Source organism: Methylovirgula sp. 4M-Z18 (assembly GCF_037890675.1).
Classification (GTDB): domain Bacteria; phylum Pseudomonadota; class Alphaproteobacteria; order Rhizobiales; family Beijerinckiaceae; genus 4M-Z18.
Genome location: NZ_CP149574.1, coordinates 1,613,843 through 1,632,373, shown reverse-complemented (window position 1 = coordinate 1,632,373; position 18,531 = coordinate 1,613,843). Strand labels below are relative to the sequence as shown.

Annotated in this window: 18 protein-coding genes; 4 read left to right on the top strand and 14 right to left on the bottom strand. The window is 62.4% G+C overall.

The features are described 5' to 3' along the window. Window positions 1–96 precede the first annotated feature (96 nt). The 4 genes from V9T28_RS07445 to V9T28_RS07430 form a co-directional block, all read right to left on the bottom strand. Window positions 97–4,119 carry a Pls/PosA family non-ribosomal peptide synthetase gene (locus V9T28_RS07445; RefSeq protein ID WP_116398382.1) on the bottom strand — a complete coding sequence of 1,341 codons (4,023 nt, stop codon included), beginning with the start codon at window positions 4,117–4,119 and terminating at the stop codon, window positions 97–99. A gap of 439 nt (window positions 4,120–4,558) precedes the next feature. Continuing rightward, complete coding sequence (locus V9T28_RS07440) at window positions 4,559–5,650, bottom strand: amino acid ABC transporter permease (RefSeq protein WP_116398381.1); 1,092 nt, start codon at window positions 5,648–5,650, stop codon at window positions 4,559–4,561. After that, window positions 5,647–6,834: an amino acid ABC transporter permease gene (locus V9T28_RS07435; RefSeq protein WP_245423798.1), complete on the bottom strand. Its 1,188-nt coding sequence runs from the start codon at window positions 6,832–6,834 to the stop codon at window positions 5,647–5,649. The genes V9T28_RS07440 and V9T28_RS07435 overlap by 4 nt, the downstream gene beginning before the upstream one ends. A gap of 64 nt (window positions 6,835–6,898) precedes the next feature. Beyond that, window positions 6,899–7,924 (bottom strand): amino acid ABC transporter substrate-binding protein, encoded by a 1,026-nt coding sequence (locus V9T28_RS07430; RefSeq protein WP_116398380.1) that lies wholly within the window; start codon window positions 7,922–7,924, stop codon window positions 6,899–6,901. Window positions 7,925–8,229: 305 nt separating this feature from the next. On the opposite strand from V9T28_RS07430, the gene V9T28_RS07425 reads away from it, so the two are divergent. Together V9T28_RS07425 and V9T28_RS07420 are read left to right on the top strand one after the other, a co-directional pair. Further along, window positions 8,230–9,021 carry a DeoR/GlpR family DNA-binding transcription regulator gene (locus tag V9T28_RS07425; protein ID WP_116398379.1) on the top strand — a complete coding sequence of 264 codons (792 nt, stop codon included), beginning with the start codon at window positions 8,230–8,232 and terminating at the stop codon, window positions 9,019–9,021. A gap of 65 nt (window positions 9,022–9,086) precedes the next feature. Continuing rightward, the gene (locus tag V9T28_RS07420) at window positions 9,087–10,265 is read left to right on the top strand and encodes an MFS transporter (RefSeq protein ID WP_116398378.1); all 1,179 of its coding nucleotides are present in this window, start codon (window positions 9,087–9,089) and stop codon (window positions 10,263–10,265) included. A gap of 19 nt (window positions 10,266–10,284) precedes the next feature. Here the strand turns inward: V9T28_RS07420 and V9T28_RS07415 are convergent, their stop codons facing one another. The 4 genes from V9T28_RS07415 to V9T28_RS07400 all read right to left on the bottom strand — a co-directional run bounded on the left by V9T28_RS07415 (window position 10,285) and on the right by V9T28_RS07400 (window position 13,080). Beyond that, entirely contained in the window at window positions 10,285–10,881 is a 597-nt protein-coding gene (locus V9T28_RS07415; RefSeq protein ID WP_116398377.1) for a histidine phosphatase family protein, read from the bottom strand. Window positions 10,882–10,967: 86 nt separating this feature from the next. Further along, entirely contained in the window at window positions 10,968–11,816 is an 849-nt protein-coding gene (gene fabI / locus V9T28_RS07410) for an enoyl-ACP reductase FabI (protein ID WP_116399743.1), read from the bottom strand. Between the two features lie 153 nt (window positions 11,817–11,969). Continuing rightward, a complete protein-coding gene (locus V9T28_RS07405; RefSeq protein ID WP_116398376.1) occupies window positions 11,970–12,902 on the bottom strand; it encodes a DnaJ C-terminal domain-containing protein in 933 nt (310 codons plus the stop codon). Next, entirely contained in the window at window positions 12,895–13,080 is a 186-nt protein-coding gene (locus V9T28_RS07400; protein ID WP_147306357.1) for a hypothetical protein, read from the bottom strand. The genes V9T28_RS07405 and V9T28_RS07400 overlap by 8 nt, the downstream gene beginning before the upstream one ends. A 99-nt stretch (window positions 13,081–13,179) precedes the next feature. Between V9T28_RS07400 and V9T28_RS07395 the strand changes: the two genes are divergently transcribed. Then, a complete protein-coding gene (locus V9T28_RS07395) occupies window positions 13,180–13,350 on the top strand; it encodes a hypothetical protein (RefSeq protein WP_158554655.1) in 171 nt (56 codons plus the stop codon). A gap of 33 nt (window positions 13,351–13,383) precedes the next feature. On the opposite strand, the gene V9T28_RS07390 is transcribed toward V9T28_RS07395, so the two are convergent. The 4 genes from V9T28_RS07390 to ygfZ are packed head-to-tail and all read right to left on the bottom strand — an operon-like array spanning window position 13,384 to window position 16,043. Beyond that, a complete protein-coding gene (locus V9T28_RS07390) occupies window positions 13,384–13,926 on the bottom strand; it encodes a tyrosine phosphatase family protein (RefSeq protein ID WP_116398375.1) in 543 nt (180 codons plus the stop codon). Between the two features lie 40 nt (window positions 13,927–13,966). After that, the gene (locus V9T28_RS07385) at window positions 13,967–14,572 is read right to left on the bottom strand and encodes an HD family hydrolase (RefSeq protein WP_116398374.1); all 606 of its coding nucleotides are present in this window, start codon (window positions 14,570–14,572) and stop codon (window positions 13,967–13,969) included. A 1-nt stretch (window position 14,573) separates the two neighbouring features. Next, window positions 14,574–15,224 (bottom strand): DNA-3-methyladenine glycosylase I, encoded by a 651-nt coding sequence (locus tag V9T28_RS07380; protein WP_116398373.1) that lies wholly within the window; start codon window positions 15,222–15,224, stop codon window positions 14,574–14,576. Window positions 15,225–15,227: 3 nt separating this feature from the next. Further along, window positions 15,228–16,043, bottom strand: coding sequence for a CAF17-like 4Fe-4S cluster assembly/insertion protein YgfZ (ygfZ, locus tag V9T28_RS07375; RefSeq protein ID WP_116398372.1), 816 nt, complete (start codon window positions 16,041–16,043; stop codon window positions 15,228–15,230). A gap of 122 nt (window positions 16,044–16,165) precedes the next feature. Here ygfZ and V9T28_RS07370 point away from each other — a divergent pair, with 122 nt between their 5' ends. Next, a complete protein-coding gene (locus V9T28_RS07370) occupies window positions 16,166–17,488 on the top strand; it encodes a dihydroorotase (protein ID WP_116398371.1) in 1,323 nt (440 codons plus the stop codon). Window positions 17,489–17,524: 36 nt separating this feature from the next. Here the strand turns inward: V9T28_RS07370 and V9T28_RS07365 are convergent, their stop codons facing one another. Together V9T28_RS07365 and V9T28_RS07360 are read right to left on the bottom strand one after the other, a co-directional pair. Further along, window positions 17,525–18,037 (bottom strand): hypothetical protein, encoded by a 513-nt coding sequence (locus V9T28_RS07365; RefSeq protein WP_116398370.1) that lies wholly within the window; start codon window positions 18,035–18,037, stop codon window positions 17,525–17,527. A gap of 70 nt (window positions 18,038–18,107) precedes the next feature. Further along, on the bottom strand, window positions 18,108–18,368 hold the full coding sequence (locus V9T28_RS07360) for a hypothetical protein (protein WP_445242154.1): 261 nt from the start codon (window positions 18,366–18,368) through the stop codon (window positions 18,108–18,110). Between the last annotated feature and the right edge of the window lie 163 nt (window positions 18,369–18,531).

Below are 18,531 nucleotides of genomic sequence, written 5' to 3'. Positions count from 1 at the left end.
TGCACCGATATCCGGTATGTATAGTCGTAATTTGTCTCACCCCGACCTATCCCACGCCGGATTTTCGAGGATATACGGCGCGAGAGGCTAGATTCTTCAGCCTACACGCTGCTTGACTTCGGCGGGCGCGCCGGCCCACTCGCTGTTAGCGGGAATTTCTTCGCCCTTCATCACCAGGGTCCAGGGCCCGAGCCGTGCGAAATCACCGATCTTGGTGTCGTAGAGGACGGTGGCGCCCGACCCGACCGTCACGCCGCGCCCGAGCTTTACGCGCCCGACCTTCATCACCCGGTCCTCGTAAAGATGGGTCTGCAGCGCGCAGCCGGAATTCAGCGCGCAGAAATCGCCGATCGTCACGCAGTCGAATTCGGTGATGTCGGTCATATCCATGTAAACGCCTTTGCCGACTTTGACCCCGAAGAGACGCAGCACCCAGGGCAAGAAGGGTGTGCCGCGCAAATGCTCGAGCAGGACCTTGCCGGCCATGCCGCCGTACATCACCGCGATCGATTCGGTGCTCATCGCCCACCACGACCACATCGGTTTGATCACTGGTTCATAGCGCCCCATGGTCAGCCATTTGATGATGATGACGATGCCGGTCATGGCGAGCGACGTCACCGACGACCAGACGATGAATAGCCAGAACGTGTCGCCATAGCGGCCGTCGAGCAGCGGCGGCCCGAACACTTCCACCGCCCAAATGCCGAAGGTCATGAACAGCATGGTCGGGATGGAAATGTGCACTGCCTCGAAACAGCCGCGCAAAAACTTCTTCCACTTCGGCGCTTCATAGGTCCAGTTGGCACCGCCGCCGTCGAAACGCTGGCGGACCGGCAATTTGATCGGCGGCGAACCGAACCAAGTATCGCCTTCCGAGATCAATTCATTGGCCGGCGGCTTAGATTTGATGCCGATGAGCGCGCCGGCGGGGATGTTCGAGCCCGGCGGCAAGACCGCCGAATTGCCGATGAACACGCGTGCACCAGTTTGCACCCGCTCAAGATGCATCCAGCCGCGCCGAATGTCCTCGTCGCCCAAATTCACTTCATCGGCGATGAAGCATTTCTCGCCGATGTCGACGAGATCGTAGCGCCCCGCCAGATTGGTGGAAATCTCCGCATCCTTGCCGATCCTCGCGCCCATCAGGCGATACCACGCGCGCATGTACAATGTGGCGTAGAGCGAGGTCAGCGTATCGAGCGTGATCTCGGTCATCAGGCTGACGATCCACTTGCGCACATAGAACCACGAATGGATCGAATATTTGCCCTCGCGCACTGAGGGCAGCACCAGCCAGCGTACGACGATGATGAAAGCGACGGTCACCAAAATCATCAAGAACGCCATCGGCCAGGCAAGCACAGGAGTCCACGCCAGGAACGTGGAATGATCGCCAAAATCGAACCAAGTATCAGCCTGATCGAACATCCAGAAGGCCGGGAAGATCGGCAGAAGTCCGAGCGGCGGCAGAACCAGCATCGCGATAATGTAGGCGAACGTTTGCAGCCCCTTGCGCGTCTTGGTCGCCTCTGGCCAAGGCGTGAAGGAGGCTTTGTCGACGTTGCCGATCTTGCGGGCGGGCGAGCCGTCCCACATTTCGAACGCGCCGATCCGCGTGCCGGCCGAAACGGCCGTGAGATCCTTGAGCTCCGCGCCCTCGCCGATCACAACATCCTCTTCGATCACCGAAGAAGACCCAATATAGGCGTCGTTGCCGATCTCGACCGTGCCGATGATCAGCTCGTTGCCTTCAACCCGCATGTTGGCGATGTTGACCTTGCCGCCGATCGCCGCGCCGTCGCCGATCGTGATGAGATCCGGCGCGCCGGTCTCCATATCGGGAATGAGGACGTTCTTGCCAATCTTGGCGCCCAGCGCCCAGAAATAGAACCGCGCGACCGGCGTGCCCTGAAACCAGTTGAAATGCACGACCATGTGCAGATGCTGCACGAGCCAGCAGCGGAAATAATAGACGCCCCACAGCGGATAGCGGCCCGGCTTATGGCGTCCCACGATCAGCCACTTCGCGGCGATGATGAAGACGAAGGTGACGAGATCGATGCACACGTAAACGCCGAGGAGATAGCAAACCTCCTGCCACCAGGGCGCGTCGTAATCGGTCAGCAATTGATAGGAAATGAAGACGCCGAGCCATTGCGCCGAAATCAACGCGAGGATGAAGGGCAGCGAAATGGCCTGCGCGAGGCCGCACAGAAAGCGCCGGAGCAGCGGCGGCGGCGTAAACGACAGATCGCGCGCCGGACCGGTGCGATCGGCCTTGGCATCGAGCAAGGCCGCCATGGCGCGCAGGGTGCGCGCACCGTAAACGTCCTGCAAGGTGATGCCCGCCAGCTCCGGCGTCTCGCGAACGGCCGAGACGAAGCGCGCGGCGATCAGCGAATGGCCGCCAAGCTCCGTGAAGAAGTCGGCATCGAAGGGAATGGTCTGCGGCGGCAGCGCCCGTTTGGCCGCCTCCAGCAGTTTTGCTTCCGTCGGGGTCTGCGGCTCTTCCTGCGCCTCGCCCATGCCGGCATGCAGCAGCGCAATTTGCTTGAGTTCCTTGCGATTGACCTTGCCCGAGGACAGGAGCGGCAATTGCTCGACGAATTCGAACCGGCTCGGAATCATGTAAGGCGGCAAGGACTCACGCAGGCCGGCGCGCAGCGTCTTCGCCTCCAACGCGGCCCCCGGCTCGGCGACGAGAAAGGCGACGAGCTGATCGATATTGTCATCCGTGCGCAAGACGACGGCGGCCTGGGCGACGCCGGGCGCCTCGTCGAGCTTTGCCTCGATATCGCCAAGTTCGACGCGGAACCCGCGTACCTTCACCTGATCGTCGATACGGCCGCGGAAGGCGATCTGGCCGTTTTCGTCGATCAACACGGCGTCGCCGGAGCGGTAGAGAATGGGATCGCTGCCGTCGGATACGAAGGGATTGGCGACGAACTTGTCGCGGGTGAGATCCGAACGACCGAGATAGCCCTTGGCAACACCCGGCCCGCCGATCAGCAATTCGCCCTCGACGCCCGCGGCGAGCAGATTGAGCTGTTCGTCCGCGACATAACAGGTGTAATTGGCGATTGGGCCGCCGATCGTCACCGGTCCGCCCGGCTGTACCTCCGCCGCGGTGGCCACCACCGTCGCCTCGGTCGGGCCGTAGGAGTTGAAAATCCGGCGCCCCGGCTTGCACCAGCGGTTCGCGATCGCCGGCGGGCAGGCTTCGCCGCCCAAAATAATGATACGCAGGGATGCGACGTCGCGCGGCAGAATGCCGAGCAACGTCGGCACCGTGTCCAACACCGTGACCCCGGCCGCCTCCATGACATCCGGCAATTTGTCCGCCTCGCCCATCATCTCCGGGCTCGCGACGAACAGGCTGGCGCCGACGAGATAAGGCACCCAGATCTCTTCCATCGAGAGATCGAAGGCGACCGACGCGCCCTGGAAGACCACATCATCGGCCTGAAAGCCGAATGTCTCGTTGGCCGCGCGCAGGTAGTGGCAGATGTTGTGGCCCGAGATCACGATGCCCTTGGGCGTTCCGGTCGAGCCAGACGTATAGATGAGATAGGCAGGATGGCCCGGCGTCGCGCCGAGCGCTCGCGCATCGACGGGCGTATAGTCGGCAGGGTCGACGAGCGCCGCGGCGGTCAAGACCGGGCACGCCACCCGGCCTTGCACATTGGCGACGAGATCCGGCGCGGTCAGCAGTCCGACCGCTTCCGCATCGTCGAGGCAGACCGCAATGCGTTCGATCGGCGCATCGGCGTCAAAGGGCAGCCAGGCGGCGCCTGTCTTGGCAATGGCGATCTGCGCGATCAAAAGGTCGGGTCCGCGCTTCATCCACAGGCCGACGATCTGGCCGGGGCGGATGCCACGCGCTACGAGGCCGCGTGCGATCGCCGTCGCACGGGCGTCCACTTCGGCATAGGTCAGCGCCATCTTGCGCGTTTTCATGCAGATGGCATCGGGCCGCGTGGCAACAGTTGCGGCAAAGATTTCGGCCAACAGTTCGTCGCGGATCAGATCAGGACGGCGCGGCCCCCGCAACATGGCCATTGGTGCGGGCGCAGCCATCGCCGAACGCTCGAAAAGTCCAACATCCATCTGATTCATGACGCTTGCGATCCGATCCTTGTCCAGGCAGTCAACGCGGCAAAGGGGCCTGAACCGCCGCGCTTAGGATACGCAGGGCCAGAATGCAACAGACTTTGCCAAAGTGTGAGCAGATACCAGGGCCGCATGAACGATCCATGAATGGCAGCCATGCGGCGCCGAAACCGATATGCATGGCCCCGCCGCCCCTCGATTCATACGGGTTTCGCACCGCCCGAATGGCGACTAGCATGAGATTTCATATCAGCTTTCAGTTTGTTTTTCAGAGTTTTTTCTGTTCGGCGGAAATCCGCCGCGCGCATCTTACCTGTCATGCAATTTCTCACACATCTCCCGGGCGGACGTTCCGTTTATGTTCTAATACACCATCGGCAAATGTTCAATGGAAGCATCGCCGAAGAATGCCCGACTCGCGGCCGGCCGCAGCCCGGCGGTCCCCTCAGGTGGCGGCTTTCTTCCCCGCCCCTTTCAGCTTTTTCTCCAGCCACAGGCTATACCGGGACGCGCTGAAGCAGATGCCGAAAAACACCAGCGCGGCGAAGCAATAGGCCACGGTATAGCAACCGGGCCAATCCTGCTCGTGGCTCGCGGCCTCCTTCACGGCGCTGAGGAAATCGGTCATGCCGATGACGGCAACGAGCGGCGTGCTGAGCAAAAGACCGATTCCGAGATTGACGAGCGCCGGAATGACGGCCCGCAAGGCCTGCGGCAAAATGATGAGGCGCACCGTCTGCGCGTAAGACAGCCCCAAGGCCCGCGCGGCCTCCGATTGACCGGCCGGCAGGGATTGGATGCCGGCGCGGAGAATTTCGGCGAGATAGGACGCGACGAAAAAGACCAGCGCCGCTTCGATACTGAAAAACAGATTGATCTCGAAACCCGGCAGCATCATCGGCACGATGAAACGGCTCACATAGAGCGTTACCAGCATCGGCACACCGCGGATGAGTTCGATCGTGCCGACGCTAGCAAGGCGCAGGCCGCCCATGCGGGACCGGCGCGCCAGGGCGAGCGGCACCGCGACGATGAACGAGAGCGCATAGGCGATGGTCCAGATCAGGAGGGTGAGCGGCAAGCCGCCCCAATCGTTGGTGGACACCTGCCGGTCGCCGCCGAAACCGCCGAGCAAGAGGCATACGGCCAGCGGCGTGGCGACCCAGGCGATCCCCAACGTCCGGCTCCAGGCCCGCGGCACCATGCTGACCGCGACGAGCGCCACCAGCAGCACGAGGCTCAGTACCGGGCGCCAGAGAAGGCTGCCGGGATAGGTGCCGAACAGCATCAACCGGAGATTGGCCGACACGAAGGCCCAGCACGCGCCGCCGCGCGCCTGGCAATCCTGTCCGGTGCCAGTCCACGTCGCATCCCACAAGGCCCAGCTCAGCACATGCGCCACGACCCACGCGAGAGCCAGAAGGACAACGAGCGAGATGATCGTATTGGCCGTCGAATTGAACCACGCGCGGCGCAGCCGGTGCCATTGGCCGGCCGGCGTCCAGCGCGGCTTCAAGGGAGAAAGGGCAAGACTCATGAGGCAAGCATTCCGCGCTTCGCGAGCGAATGGTTATAAAGATTGATGAGCGCCGACACCGGCAGACTGACGCTCAGGAAGACGGCGATCAGGACGATGATGGTCTCGACGGCATTGCCGGTGTTGTTGGCGCTGGTCTTGATGATCGCGGTGACTTCCGTGAAGCCGATCAGAATGCCGAGCGTCGTGTCCTTGGTGAGATCGAGATAGCTCGACGTCATCAGCGGTGTGATCACCCGCATGGCCTGCGGTATGATGACGAGCCGCATGATCCGCCCGCGCGGCAGCCCGAGCGCCCGCGCAGCCTCCCATTGGCCGACGCCAACCGATTGGATGCCGCTGCGCACGATTTCGGAGATGATCGCGGCGTAATAGATGGTGAGACCGGTGAGCATCGCGGCAAATTCCGGTGTCAGCGTCACGCCGCCGGTGATGTTGAACCCGTGCAAACTAGGCATGTCCAAGGTAAAGGAAAGCCCTGCGCGCCAGATGTAAAGCGCGGCGATAGCCGGAAACGCAACGAAGAGCGCGAGCCCGCTGCCGATCGACGGCGGCCTTTGTCGCCGGCGCAGCAACAGGCGGAGTGTGATGGCGAGAAGCGCAAGAATGGCGAATAATGGCCAAAGACTGCCGCCGCTCACGTCGAACCAAGGCAGAAAAACGCCGCGCACGGAGAGATAGGTCGCCGGCAAGGGTTGCAACGCCTGTCTCGCCGGCGGCAGAGCGTGCGTCGTCGCGATCCAGAAGAACAATTGCAGCGTGAGCGGCGTGTTGCGGATGAGCTCGACATAGATTTGCACGAGCCGCGACAAAAGCGGATTGCCGGACAGACGCGCGACGCCGAGCACCACGCCCAGCACAGTGGCCAAGAGGCACCCGAAAAATGCGAGTTTCAGCGTATTGAGCAAGCCGACGAGAATGGCGAGCCAATAAGGATCGCCGGCCTGATAGGGAATGAGCGATTCACTGATATCGAAACTGGCCGGCTGCCACAAATAGCTGAGGCTCGGCGCCATGCCGAGCCGGTCCATGCTTGTCAGAATATTGTGCGTCAACAATGCCAGAAGGGCAAACAGCGCCGCGAGAAGAAAGCTTTGCGCAAGCGGTCGATCGCCCCACCACAGGCGCAACGCACCGAATGGGCCGGGTTTGGACGGAGGCGATGGAAAGGTGAGATCGGTCATGGGACGAATATGATGCCATGAAATCCCTTCTCCCGCAGCGGTGCTGCGGGAGAAGGGAAACATCTTACCGGAACGGCGGCGAATAGATGAGCCCACCCTTGGTCCAAAGGTTGTTCAGACCGCGGTCGAACCCGATTTTCGTATTCTTGCCGAGGTTGCGTTCGAAAATCTCGCCGTAATTGCCGACCTTTTTGATGATGTTGTAGGCAAATTTCGGATCAAGGCCGATCGCTTCGCCGAGCGAAGGGTCAACGCCGAGGAAGCGTTTGATCGCCGGGTCGTCGCTCTTCAGGAAATCGTCGACATTCTGGCTGGTGATGCCCCATTCCTCGGCCTGGATGGTGGCGTAAACCGTCCAGTTGACGAGCTCGAGCCAACGGTCGTCGCCGCCCAGGACCGCCGGCGCAAGTGGTTCTTTCGACAACCGCTCGGGCAGCAGCACATAGTCATCTGGATGCGGCAGCGCGGCGCGGCGCAAGCCGAGATCGGAGCCGTCCTGGGTGAGCGCATCGACGCGGCCGGAGATGAGCGCCTGGGTGAACGTGTCCGTATCCTCGATCACGACGGACTTGTAGGTCTTGCCGGTCTTCTTGAAGAAATCGGCGATATTCTGTTCGCCGGTCGTGCCGCTCTGCACGCCGATGGTGGCGCCGTCGAGATCGGCCGCCTTCTCCACGCCAAGCGACTTCTTCACCAGAATGCCCTGCCCGTCATAGAAGACCACCGGGCCGAAATGGAAATTCAGCTTGAAGGCGCGCGAGACCGTGACCGTGACGGCGGACAAGAGAACGTCGAACTGGCCGGCTTGCAACGCGGGAAGCCGCTGCTGCGGCGAGGAATTGGTGAACTCGACCTTGTCGGGATCGTTGAACACGGTAATGGCCAGCGCGCGACCAAAATCGACGAAGAATCCCTGCCATTTGCCGTTGGCATCTGGCGAGAAGAAGCCGGGCTGGCTGCCGACGCCGACCCGAATGACCCCGCGCTCCTTGATCTTGTCCAGTGTCGGACCCGCCTGAACAGGCGACTGCAGCGCCAGCCCGAAAACCAGCGCCGCGAGCGCCAGCGGGCGTGTAAAAGACCTCAGCATCAACAAATACCTTTCTGTCCAAAGGACGCTGGGCCCCGCCCCCGCGTCTGCAACAGACGTCATAGGGCCGCGGGACAGGTGATCAATGCCCGCCCGCACGATGCGGCGCGGGTGTCTGCTTGAACACGGTATTCTGGACTGTAGGCAGGCGAATCTTATATGTCTACTATTTTAATAGACTTTGTTGTGGGGAAATTCGACACACCGGAAAATGCCGCCCGGCAGCCGTCCATCAGCCATTCTGCGTCGCGCACTCAAGATCGATACTCGCTCGCCTTGCAATGCCTGATTGTCCATGATAATGCATGATCATGCACGATTCGATTGTCGCCTCTCTTCTCCCCGAACAACGTCACCGCCTCATCCAAGAGCGCCTCGCCGCTCAGGGGCGCGTGCTCGCGGGCGATTTGGCGCGGGAACTCGGCACGTCCGAGGATACGATCCGGCGGGACTTGCGCGAGCTTGCCGACCAGGGGATCTGCCGACGAGTCTATGGCGGCGCGCTGCCAGTTGCTGCGGCCGACAAGCCCGTCGCTATCCGCAACGCGGAAAATCTCGACAGCAAGACGCGCTTGGCGCAGGTCGCCGTCACATTCGTTGCGCAGGGTCAACTACTCTTTCTCGACGCGGGATCGACCAATCTCGCCATTGCCCGCGCCCTGCCCGACGATATGCCGCTCATTGCCGCAACCAACGCGCCAGCCATCGCCCTGGCCTTGGCGGAAAAGGGCAACATCGAGACGATCCTGATCGGGGGGCGCTTGGACAGCCACACCGGCGCGGCGCTGGGGGCCGAAGCGATGCAGGCAATCGCCACTTTGTCCCCGGATATCTGCTTTCTTGGTGCCTGCGCGGTCGCACCGGATGGCGGCGTCTCGGTCTTCCATTTCGAGGACGCCGCCTTCAAGCGCGCACTTGCCGTACGAAGCCGCCAGATCATCGTCGCGGCGACCAGCGATAAGCTCGGCACCAGCGCCCCTTTTCATGTGCTGAACGCGACGCAGCTCACCCATCTCTGCGTCGAGGCCGATGCGCCAGAGGAATTTGTCGGCGCGCTGAAACGAGGGGGCATGTCCATCCGCTCCGCCCAGCCCTGACTGGGAGCGAGCGACCCTTGCCCCATGCCCCAAAACATCAGCCCTTAATTGATCGCGAGCTATCGATGTCGTCCTCCCGCGCTCCGTCCCTGCTTTACGCCCGGCTTGGCACCGCAGGTCTTTTCTTTGCGAATGGCTTTGGCATGGGCAGTTGGGCGACTGCGATTCCGCAGCTCAAGCGCCATCTCGCTCTCACCGATACCGAATTGAGTTTCGCTCTGCTCGCCATGTCGATCGGCGCCGTCGCGGCCATGCCCTTTTCAACCTTGTTCATCAATCGTTTGAACGGCAGCGGCCGGGCGTTGCGCTATAGTTCCGTATTCTTCGCACTGTTGATCACGCTGCCCGGATTCATGCCCGATCTTGTGAGCCTCGCCGTGCTCGTGGTCTTTTTGGGTCTCTTCGTCAGTCTTATGGACGTACCGATGAATGCGCATGCGGCGCAAGTGGAGACGCGCTGGGGCGCAGCGATCATGTCGTCTTTTCATGCGTGCTGGAGTCTCGGGGGACTCGCCGGCGCTACCATCGGCGGCATGCTGACGAACCTTGGGGTGCAACTGCCGTGGACCCTGCTGATTGCCGGTCTCATCGTGCTCGGCGTCGTTGCAGCTTCACTTCCGCCCATCGGCCCTGGCGAGAAGGATCAGCAGGAGCGCCATTTCGCCTGGCCCGAGCGCCCGCTGATCGGCCTATGCGTCGTCGCCCTGTTCACCATGCTGGTGGAAGGCGCGATGGCGGATTGGAGCGGCGTCTATCTGATGAGCATCATCGCCGCCTCGCCGGGTGCGGCCGCGTCCGGATTTGCGGTTTATTCCGGAGCGATGGTGGTTGGCCGTTTATCAGGCGATTATGTGGTGCGGAGTCTTGGCCGGGCGCGAGCCATCCAGTTCGGTGCGATCATGGCTGCGGCCGGCATTCTCGCGGCCCTGAGCGCCGACGGCCTGCCCCTCGCGCTTGCCGGTTTCTGCCTGGTCGGCCTCGGTCTTGCCAATATGATCCCAGCCGTCTTCAGCATGAGCGCCACCCTCGGCTCGACGCCGGCGCTCGGCATTTCGATGGCGGCCACCATCGGCTACGCCGGGTTCCTGGTCGGCCCGCCGATCATCGGCGGCATCGCCGGTTACGGGGGCCTGCGTGTGGCTTTCGTGCCCCTGCTCCTCGCCATGCTGTCCATCGGGATGATTGCCCTGGCCATCAGGCCCGCGAGGTCGGCGCAAGTTGCGCTCGACGAGCCAGCGGAATAGAGCATCACCCCGGAGGGGGTCACACCCAGCGGAACGCGCCGCCTTCGAACAACAAGATCCGCCCCTGGTGAATCAGTTCCCGCATGGCCTGCACAGGCTCCGTGTCGGCCAGAAGCACCATGAGCGCGCGGGCGACGCCGCCATGTGCAACCGTGACCGTGTCTCCGGAAAGACTCTCGAGCCAGGGGCGAACTCGCTCGGCCAACATGGCGTAGCTCTCGCCACCCGGCGGCACGTAGCCCCATTTGTCGCGTTTGCGCTCGCGCACGCGGGCGGGATCGCGTGCCGCGAGTTCGTCCCAGGTCGTGCCCTCCCAGTCGCCGAACGAGATCTCCTTCAGGCGATCGTCCATTGCATAGGTATCGGCCGGCAAGAACCCGGCCGAGTGACGCGCCAGTTCCATCGTCTCGCGGGTGCGCTCGAGCGGCGAGGCAATGAAATCGACTTGACGGCCATCACCGACAAGTTGCCGCAAGTCTGCCCCGACGCCGCGTGCCTGATCGCGTCCCCGCGCATTCAGCGGCACATCGCGCTGGCCCTGCAACCGCCCCTCGCGATTCCAGTCGGTCTCGCCGTGGCGCATGAAGATGAGGCGGTGAGGGAGGGGAAAGGGCATGCGAGAGACAAAGGGATTCGCGCGGGGCAATCTGCTCCGTGCAGCAAACAGCGCCTGTTACCGCTCCGGATGCGTCGACGCCGCTATTAGTCCTTGGCGCCGACGGTAATGTCGGGCGCCGAGGGATTCTTCATGCCGACCACATGGTAGCCGGCATCGACATGCAGGATCTCGCCGGTGACACCGCGCGCCATGGGCGAGAGCAGATAGACGGCGCTTTCGCCGACCTCTTCGATCGTCACGGTGCGGCGCAGCGGGGCATTATATTCGTTCCAGCGCAAGATGTAGCGGAAATCGCCAATGCCGGAAGCAGCGAGCGTCTTGATCGTGCCGGCGGAAATCGCGTTGACGCGGATCGCCTTTTCGCCCAAGTCGGCCGCGAGATAGCGCACCGAGGCTTCCAAAGCCGCTTTGGCGACGCCCATGACATTGTAATGCGGCATCCATTTTTCGGCCCCGTAATAGGTCAAGGTCAGCATCGAGCCGCCATCGCTCATCAGCTTCTCGGCGCGCTGCGCGACCGCCGTGAACGAATAGCACGAGATCAGCATGGAATTGGTGAAATTGGCTTCGCTCGTATCAATGTAACGGCCGGTCAACTCGTTCTTGTCGGCGAAGGCGATGCAATGCACGAGGAAGTCGAGCTTGCCCCACAATTTTTCGACCTCGGCGAAAACCGCGTCGATCGAAGCGCCATCGGTCACATCGCAATGGCCGACCACGTGGGCGCCAAGCTCCTCCGCAAGCGGACGCACCCGCTTTTCCAAGGCCTCGCCCTGGTAGGTGAAGGCGAGTTCCGCGCCGGCATCACGCGCCGCCTTGGCGATGCCCCAGGCGATCGAGCGGTTATTGGCAACGCCCATCACGAGACCGCGCTTACCGGTGAGCACTCCTTGCCCGTAAGCGGGCACCGCCGAATTTTCCACTGTCGTCATCTTGAAACGCGCGTCCTGCATGATCGTGATACGCTGAAGGTTAGCGGCTTTCCTTTACCCAAGCCTTAATGGAGAGCCAAGGCCCCTGCCGCCGAGCGCCAGTTCGGCTGCTTACCCGCTTATCAGGCCCTACCCCATGCCGCCAATCACGGTTCATTTCAAGTCGTGACGTGGATCGTAAGACTTTTTCTCCTGCCATTGCCGCATAAGCGCCTGCAGATCGGGGTCGGCTTCGTCCGGCAAGATGATTCGCAGGGTGACGAGCAAATCGCCCGCGCCGCCGGCTTTGGGCAGACCCTTGCCCCGCAGGCGCAGGGTTCGCCCACCATTGGAGCCGGCCGGCACGCCGAGTTCGACGGCGCCGGTGAGGGTCGGCACCGTCACTTTGCCACCCAGCACCGCCTCATAGAGGGTGATCGGGAGGTCGAGCCGCAAATCGCTGCCATCGACCCGGAAATACGGATGTTTGGCGATATGCACGGTCACGATCGCATCGCCGGCCGGTCCGCCGAGCGGCGAAGGCTGCCCCTGGCCCTTCAGACGCAACTGTTTGCCATCTTCGATCCCAGCCGGAATTGGCACTTCCAGCGTCTTACCGGTCGGTAAAACCACGCGCGTTTTCGTGCCGTTGACCGATTCGGCGAGGCTAATGCTCGCGGTCAGCGGAATATCCTCGCCGGCCGGTGCCGCTCGGCGGCCGCGGGTCCGCGACGCCGCGCCTCCGCCGAACAGATCGGCAAAAATATCGCCCGCATCGAAGCCCGGCCCGACCCGGCCGCCGCCGAAATCGAATTCGAAGCCCTGCGGCCCGCCCGGCCGCGGGCCGCCGCCGAAGCCGCCGCCAGGGAAGCCCTGAAAGCGCGGCTTGCCTTCAGCATCGATCTCGCCACGGTCGAACTGACCCCGCTTCTTCTCATCGCCCAGGATTTCATAGGCCGCGTTCACTTCGGCAAACTTTTCCTTGGCTTTGGGGTCCGACTTGTTCTGATCCGGATGATAAGTCTTGGCGAGCCGCCGAAACGCCTTCTTGATCTCCGCCGCCGCGGCGGATTTCGGCACACCCAGAACGTCATAAGGGTCACGCATGTTCTAAAAACCTGTCCTGCTCACGTCCCAGTGACGCGCTCCCAAACGGGAATTCAGCGGCAACAGGTACGTTATTGAATTCTGTTCTGTATTTGGGCACGTTGCGTCCGGCATGCAAGGTTTTAATGAATTTCCCCTCGCGGGAAAGTGAATAGCCGACCGCCCCAATTTGGTCCATTTTGCGCCTTGTCGCGCCGGAAGGCCGGTGCTAGCACAGTTGCCCGGCTGGTGCCGCTCAGGCGCACGCCGCCAATTAGGTTATTTCTGGGAGATGCCCATGTTGAAGAAGATCATCCTGGCTGGCGCCGCTCTGATCGCGTTCATCGGCCTTGCGTCGAGCGCGGAGGCGGCGCGTATCGTGGTGCGTCACCACCATCATCATCACATGGTGATCATGCATCATCACCACCACCATCATCACATGATGCACCACCATCACCACATGTAAGCCATCTTCTCGTCTTTCGGGATTTGCCGCCGGCTAGGACAACCTGGCCGGCTTTTCTTTGCCCGGCCCGATCTCAAGGCCAAAGGGCACGCCTTCGAAACATTCCACCCCGCGGCCGATCGCCTTGACCGCATCGACCATCCGGCCGTTCCGGCCGAGCAAATCGTCGGCGATGGCGACGAGGCGCAGATTCGGCGTTGCGGTAGGCGACAGCGCACGCACCCGCAGTGCGTAATCCTGCTCCGACTGGTCCGGCCGCAGGGCGCAGGCGGCGATAAAGGCCGCCGCGGTCGAGCGGCTGACGCCCGCGTAACAATGAATCAGGACCGGATCTGCCCCGTCCCAAGCCTCCATGAAATGCAAGAACTGTCGGACATGGCCATCGTGTGGCAGCACGTGACCGTCCAGAGGTGCGACGATGTCGGAGAGACCGACGATGAGGTGCCGTTCAGGCGCAATGCAGGCCGGGCGCGTGACCGGAGTCCCGACGTTCAGAAACGTGACCAGCGACCGGGCGCCGACCGCGGGGGCGATCATGCCGATTTTGGAAAGGGGGCAGACATGGATGATGGACATGAGATCGCTCGAACAAGAATCTAGAGGGCAATGCGGCGCGTCATCCCATCTGCGCTTCCACTGCCCGGAAGTGCTGCATGAACGCCGCCTCAGCCGCATCCGAGGATTGCGGCAGCAACAGCCCATCGAGACCACGCACCTTGATATGCGGTCGGCCGAAGAAGGTTTCCGCCTCGGCCACCGAAAAGCCGGCCAGCCGCACCGCCTCGATGAAGGCTGCCGCCCTGTCCGCCTCCTTGATTTTGGCGCTCGTCGCCTCCGGCAATATCGCCGGCAGGGAGAACCGCAGATGCACCGCCGTCAGGATGCGCAATTCGATCGCCTTGTAAGCATCCCCCAACACCGCCTTGAACGGCGAAATGAGGTCACCCACGACATATTCCGGCGCGTCGTGCAGCAGAGCGGCGAGCCGGATGGAGGCAGGCAAATCCGGATGGGCGGCGGTTAAAATCCGCTCCACAAGCAACGAATGCTGGGCAACCGAAAAGATATGCGGCCCAATCGTCTGCCCGTTCCAGCGTGCGACCCTGGCTAATCCGTGGGCGATGTCCTCGATCTCCACATCGAAAGGCGACGGATCGAGCAGATCGAGCCGGCGGCCGGACAACATGCGCTGCCACGCGCGCGGCGCCCGATCGTTTTTCATTTTAGCGACCCTTTGCCAGGGCGGCGCATTCTTCGTAGCGGAAGCAGCCCACGAGATGATCGTTCACCAGCCCGCAGGCCTGCATGAAGGCATACACGATGGTCGGGCCGACGAAATTAAAGCCGCGAGCTTTCAAGTCCTTGGAGATTTTCTCGCTCACGGCAGTTTGCGCCGGCACCTCCGTGATTTTTCGAAAGCCGTTCTGTTGCGGGCGGCCATCAACAAATCCCCATAAGTAACTGGAAAATCCAATCTTTTCTTCCAGCTCCAAATAAGCGCGCGCACTGGTAATCGAGGATTCGATCTTAGCGCGATTGCGGACGATTCCCTCGTTTTGCATCAGGCGCTCGAGCTTTTTCTGCGTATAGCGGGCGATGCGCTCGGGATCGAACCCGTCGAACGCGGTGCGGAATGCGTCGCGCTTGCGCAGAATCGTGATCCAGGACAGGCCGGCCTGGAAACCGTCGAGCAGCAGTTTTTCGAATAAGGCGCGCGACTCCCATTCCGGCACGCCCCATTCGGTGTCGTGATAGGCGACGTAAAGCGGGTCGCTCCCCGGCCAGGGGCAGCGCGTCTTGCCGTCGGGATACAGAATCGGCTCGAGGGGCCGGGCGGGATTTTTCACTTCGGGGCGAACGGGCTTCTTGGTCATGATCTATTGGACCGTCGCGGCAGCGGCGCGATTAAGCTGCAGCGGCTGCAGCTCCGTCGCCGCAGCCATCACTTTGGCGCCAGCCTCTTGCGCCTCCTGCAGCCTGTCAACCCGGAAACTGGCAAGACCGTGCCCATCGGCACTCGATCCCATCGTGCCAATCGCCTGCTCCCCGGCCCGGATCTCGGTGCCGACGGCTGGCGCTCCGCCCTCGAAACGCACGGGCAGAATCCGCTTGCGAGCGGTGCCGCGATGCTCGACGCGCGAGACGACCTCTTGGCCGACATAACAGCCCTTTTTGAAGTCGACGCCGTGCAGCAGGTCGAGATCGGCGTCGTGCGGGAAGGTCTCGCCATAGGCAAAATCCACCCCGCCTTTCGGGATGCCGAGGGCGATGCGGTGCGCTTCGTAAGCCAAGGCATCTCCACCGGCCGTACCCGCAGCGACGATTTCGCGCGTACCAAGATCGAGGTGGCGGCCGTCGACAAGCCCGCCTGCGGCCTCGCCCCAGTGGGCCAGCACCGCGTGTGACGCGCTCATGTCCTCGATGACGACTTTCGCGCGCAATTTATAGAAGGTTAGCCGCCTGGTGAGGTCAGCCGCCAGTTCGCGCGGGCAATCCAGCCAGAAACCGCCTTCTCGTTCAGCCACAAGAAAATCGAACAAAATCTTGCCTTGCGGCGTTAGCAATGCCCCATAAGACATTGAGTCTTTGGAAATTTTATCCATATCGCAAGTCAGCAGCCCTTGCAGGAACCCGCGTGCGTCGGCACCGCTGACGCGGACCACACCGCGGTCGGAAAGAAGGGCTGTGGGCATTCGAAACTCCGGCATGGCGAGGCTTGGCTAGAGCGTATATAGAGCGAATTGTCATTCAGAAAGAGGCAGCTTTCCTCCTCGTTGCTCGCGAACTGGAGGAATGACCCACCATCGGAGCCCGTATGCGCACATTCGATCTCATCCTCAAAGGCGGCACGGTGGTCAATCAGGATGGCGAAGGGGTGCGCGACATCGGCGTCATCGACGGCCGGATTGCCGAGATCGGCGATCTGACCCGCGCCTCGGCCGGCGAGACCGTCGACGCCAAGGGCCTGCATATTTTGCCCGGCGTGATCGACAGCCAAGTCCATTTCCGCGAGCCGGGCGCGACCCACAAGGAAGATCTGGAGACCGGCTCCCGCGCGGCGGTCATGGGCGGCGTCACCGCGGTCTTCGAGATGCCGAACACCAATCCGCTGACCACCTCGGCCGAGACCCTCGCCGACAAAGTCAAGCGCGGGCATCACCGCATGCACTGCGATTTCGCATTCTGGGTCGGCGGCACCCATGACAATGTGAAGCACATTCCGGAGCTTGAGCGGCTGCCCGGCGCGGCGGGAATCAAAGTGTTCATGGGCTCGTCCACCGGCTCGCTGCTGGTCGCCGACGATGCCGGTGTCGCCGCAATCCTCGGCGCGACGCGCCGCCGCGCCGCCTTCCATTCCGAGGACGAATACCGGCTCGAGGAGCGCAAAGCTCTGCGCCGCGAAAACGACCCAACCTCGCACCATATCTGGCGCGATGTGATCGCCGCGCTGCAATGCACGCAACGGCTGGTCAAAATCGCTCACGACCAGCGGGCCCGCATCCATGTGCTGCACATCTCCACCGCCGAGGAGATGCAGTTCCTGAAAGATCACAAGGATGTGGCCTCATGCGAGGTCACGCCCCATCACCTCACCCTCACCGCCGCCGATTACGTGACACTCGGCACCAAATTGCAGATGAACCCGCCGGTGCGCGAGGCAGGCCACCGCGATGGCGTCTGGTGGGGCTTGCGCCAGGGTGTCGCCGACGTGCTCGGCTCGGATCACGCGCCGCACACGCTCGAGGAAAAGGCCAAGCCCTACCCGCAAAGCCCCTCGGGCATGACCGGCGTGCAGACCTTGGTGCCAATCATGCTCGATCACGTGAACGCCGGCCGGCTGACGCTTGCGCGCTTCGTCGATCTCAGCAGCGCCGGCCCTGCCCGGCTCTTCGGCATCACCAACAAAGGACGGATCGCAGTCGGCTATGACGCTGATTTTACCGTCGTTGACCTGAAGCGGCGCGAAACCATCACGGATGCTTGGATCGCCTCGCGCTGCGGCTGGACACCTTATGACGGCCGCACGGTGACCGGCTGGCCCGTCGGCACGTTCGTCCGTGGCGCGAAAGTGATGTGGCAGGGCGAATTAGTGACCCCGGCCCAAGGTGAGGCGGTCAGATTCGGCGAGGCGTTGTAAAGCGCTTGGAGAAGAGGCGGTCATTCCGCCAGCCCTTCAATTGCCCTCCCCGCCCCAGAAATAATGCCATGTGCCGTCATCGCCGATGCCGCCGCGCTGCATGAGCGGAAAGCCTTGCGCGTCGGTCTTGCCCGCATCGACGAAGCGGACGCACCGCCACATGCGGCGCGTGTCCTCCAAGGTGGGCGGCAGGATGGGTCGCAGCACGTAGGACGGCCAGACGTAGGAGACGAAGGCGCCGATTCTCTGCTGCACATAGGGCGCTTCGAAAACGGCGGTGAGCAAGCCCAGTATCTCCAGCCCCTTACCGTCGAAGGACCGCAGCTTCAGCAACTCGATCGGATCTAGGCCTGGCGGATGGGTGCCGCGCGGCTCCAGGATCGGCCTGATTTCATTGCGATCGATCGGGCTGCGCAGGCGTTCGATATCGCCCGAGGCGGCCGCTTCCAAAATGCGGCGGCGCATATCGGCAACGAGCGGAGGCAGGCGGGAGAGGTCGGACAGTGGCGCCGAGATCACCGGCGCGTCTGACTTTGCGGGCTTCACCATGGGTGAAGATTAGGGCATCAATCCAGCAAGGGAAAGCTTGGCACCGGCCGTCTAAGCCGAACCCTTACATTCACTGTCGCAGTGCCACCGAAAATTCGCCGTGCCGCACCCGCTCCGGCAGGCGCTCGGCGAAGGTCGCGACGGCCTCCTCGCCATAGGTCTGCACCAATTCCTGCAGCGCGGTGAACAAGGCGGCCTGTGCGAAGCAATCGCTTTCGATGCCGTCCATGATCGCCTCGGCGAATGCCTCGGTGACATAGGCCAATGCGGCGCGCCTCTCGTCGGCTGCAGCAGAATCGGACTGATCGTAGGTAAAGGTCAAATTCATCATTACGACGCGAGCTTAGCGATTCTTACCCGACCGGGCGAGTGAGATCTTTAGGAAAGGTTAACTTTGCGCGCAGGTTCTTGGCCCAGCAAATCGGCAGGAGGAAGACGCAGCGATGTTGCTGCGCCTGGCACGCTTCTATACTTATTATGCATGCACACAAATT